The sequence below is a fragment of the Pantoea sp. Cy-640 genome (assembly GCF_011752635.1).
Classification (GTDB): Bacteria; Pseudomonadota; Gammaproteobacteria; order Enterobacterales; family Enterobacteriaceae; genus Pantoea; species Pantoea dispersa.
The window spans coordinates 1-2,951 of sequence record NZ_VWXB01000019.1 but is presented as its reverse complement, the minus strand read 5'-3'; the positions used below and the strand labels follow the sequence as shown (position 1 = coordinate 2,951).

Annotated in this window: 1 rRNA gene; it reads left to right on the top strand. The window is 54.3% G+C overall.

The window, feature by feature from the left end:
- Positions 1-13: 13 nt before the first annotated feature.
- Positions 14-2,919, top strand: a 23S ribosomal RNA gene (locus tag F3J36_RS23940).
- Positions 2,920-2,951 lie beyond the last annotated feature (32 nt).

Sequence of the window (2,951 nt, the reverse complement as noted above, 5' to 3'; positions counted from 1 at the left end):
CTGTGGGTTGTGAGGTTAAGCGACTAAGCGTACACGGTGGATGCCCTGGCAGTCAGAGGCGATGAAGGACGTGCTAATCTGCGAAAAGCGACGGTAAGGTGATATGAACCGCTACAGCCGTCGATGTCCGAATGGGGAAACCCAGTGTGTTTCGACACACTATCGTTAACTGAATACATAGGTTAACGAGGCGAACCGGGGGAACTGAAACATCTAAGTACCCCGAGGAAAAGAAATCAACCGAGATTCCCCCAGTAGCGGCGAGCGAACGGGGAGCAGCCCAGGACCTGAATCAGCTTGTGCATCAGTGGAAGCGTCTGGAAAGTCGCGCGATACCGGGTGACAGCCCCGTACACGAAGATGCATGAGCTGTGAGTCCGACGAGTAGGGCGGGACACGTGGTATCCTGTCTGAACATGGGGGGACCATCCTCCAAGGCTAAATACTCCTGACTGACCGATAGTGAACCAGTACCGTGAGGGAAAGGCGAAAAGAACCCCGGCGAGGGGAGTGAAACAGAACCTGAAACCGTGTACGTACAAGCAGTGGGAGCCTACTTGTTAGGTGACTGCGTACCTTTTGTATAATGGGTCAGCGACTTATATTCTGTAGCAAGGTTAACCGTATAGGGGAGCCGAAGGGAAACCGAGTCTTAATTGGGCGTTAAGTTGCAGGGTATAGACCCGAAACCCGGTGATCTAGCCATGGGCAGGTTGAAGGTTGGGTAACACTAACTGGAGGACCGAACCGACTAATGTTGAAAAATTAGCGGATGACTTGTGGCTGGGGGTGAAAGGCCAATCAAACCGGGAGATAGCTGGTTCTCCCCGAAAGCTATTTAGGTAGCGCCTCGTGAACTCATCTCCGGGGGTAGAGCACTGTTTCGGCTAGGGGGCCATCCCGGCTTACCAACCCGATGCAAACTGCGAATACCGGAGAATGTTATCACGGGAGACACACGGCGGGTGCTAACGTCCGTCGTGAAGAGGGAAACAACCCAGACCGCCAGCTAAGGTCCCAAAGTCATGGTTAAGTGGGAAACGATGTGGGAAGGCACAGACAGCCAGGATGTTGGCTTAGAAGCAGCCATCATTTAAAGAAAGCGTAATAGCTCACTGGTCGAGTCGGCCTGCGCGGAAGATGTAACGGGGCTAAACCATGCACCGAAGCTGCGGCAGCGACACTATGTGTTGTTGGGTAGGGGAGCGTTCTGTAAGCCGCTGAAGGTGTGCTGTGAGGCATGCTGGAGGTATCAGAAGTGCGAATGCTGACATAAGTAACGATAAAGCGGGTGAAAAGCCCGCTCGCCGGAAGACCAAGGGTTCCTGTCCAACGTTAATCGGGGCAGGGTGAGTCGACCCCTAAGGCGAGGCTGAAAAGCGTAGTCGATGGGAAACAGGTTAATATTCCTGTACTTGGTGTTACTGCGAAGGGGGGACGGAGAAGGCTAGGTTATCCGGGCGACGGTTGTCCCGGTTTAAGCGTGCAGGTGTGAAGACCAGGCAAATCCGGTCTTCTTTAACACTGAGGCGTGACGACGAGCCGCTACGGCGGTGAAGTAACTGATGCCCTGCTTCCAGGAAAAGCCTCTAAGCTCCAGGTAACACGAAATCGTACCCCAAACCGACACAGGTGGTCAGGTAGAGAATACCAAGGCGCTTGAGAGAACTCGGGTGAAGGAACTAGGCAAAATGGTGCCGTAACTTCGGGAGAAGGCACGCTGGCGCGTAGGTGAAGGGACTTGCTCCCGGAGCCGAGGCCAGTCGAAGATACCAGCTGGCTGCAACTGTTTATTAAAAACACAGCACTGTGCAAACACGAAAGTGGACGTATACGGTGTGACGCCTGCCCGGTGCCGGAAGGTTAATTGATGGGGTTATCCGCAAGGAGAAGCTCTTGATCGAAGCCCCGGTAAACGGCGGCCGTAACTATAACGGTCCTAAGGTAGCGAAATTCCTTGTCGGGTAAGTTCCGACCTGCACGAATGGCGTAATGATGGCCAGGCTGTCTCCACCCGAGACTCAGTGAAATTGAAATCGCTGTGAAGATGCAGTGTACCCGCGGCAAGACGGAAAGACCCCGTGAACCTTTACTATAGCTTGACACTGAACATTGAGCCTTGATGTGTAGGATAGGTGGGAGGCTTTGAAGCGTGGACGCCAGTCTGCGTGGAGCCAACCTTGAAATACCACCCTTTAATGTTTGATGTTCTAACGTAGGCCCGTAATCCGGGCTGCGGACAGTGTCTGGTGGGTAGTTTGACTGGGGCGGTCTCCTCCCAAAGCGTAACGGAGGAGCACGAAGGTTGGCTAATCCTGGTCGGACATCAGGAGGTTAGTGCAATGGCATAAGCCAGCTTGACTGCGAGAGTGACGGCTCGAGCAGGTGCGAAAGCAGGTCATAGTGATCCGGTGGTTCTGAATGGAAGGGCCATCGCTCAACGGATAAAAGGTACTCCGGGGATAACAGGCTGATACCGCCCAAGAGTTCATATCGACGGCGGTGTTTGGCACCTCGATGTCGGCTCATCACATCCTGGGGCTGAAGTAGGTCCCAAGGGTACGGCTGTTCGCCGTTTAAAGTGGTACGCGAGCTGGGTTTAGAACGTCGTGAGACAGTTCGGTCCCTATCTGCCGTGGGCGCTGGAGAATTGAGGGGGGTTGCTCCTAGTACGAGAGGACCGGAGTGAACGCACCGCTGGTGTTCGGGTTGTCATGCCAATGGCACTGCCCGGTAGCTAAGTGCGGAAGAGATAAGTGCTGAAAGCATCTAAGCACGAAACTTGCCCCGAGATGAGTTCTCCCTGACCCCTTGAGGGTCCTGAAGGGACGTTGAAGACGACGACGTTGATAGGCCGGGTGTGTAAGCGCAGCGATGCGTTGAGCTAACCGGTACTAATGACCCGTGAGGCTTAACCTTACAACGCCAGAGGCGTTTTGGTCCGAGAGACC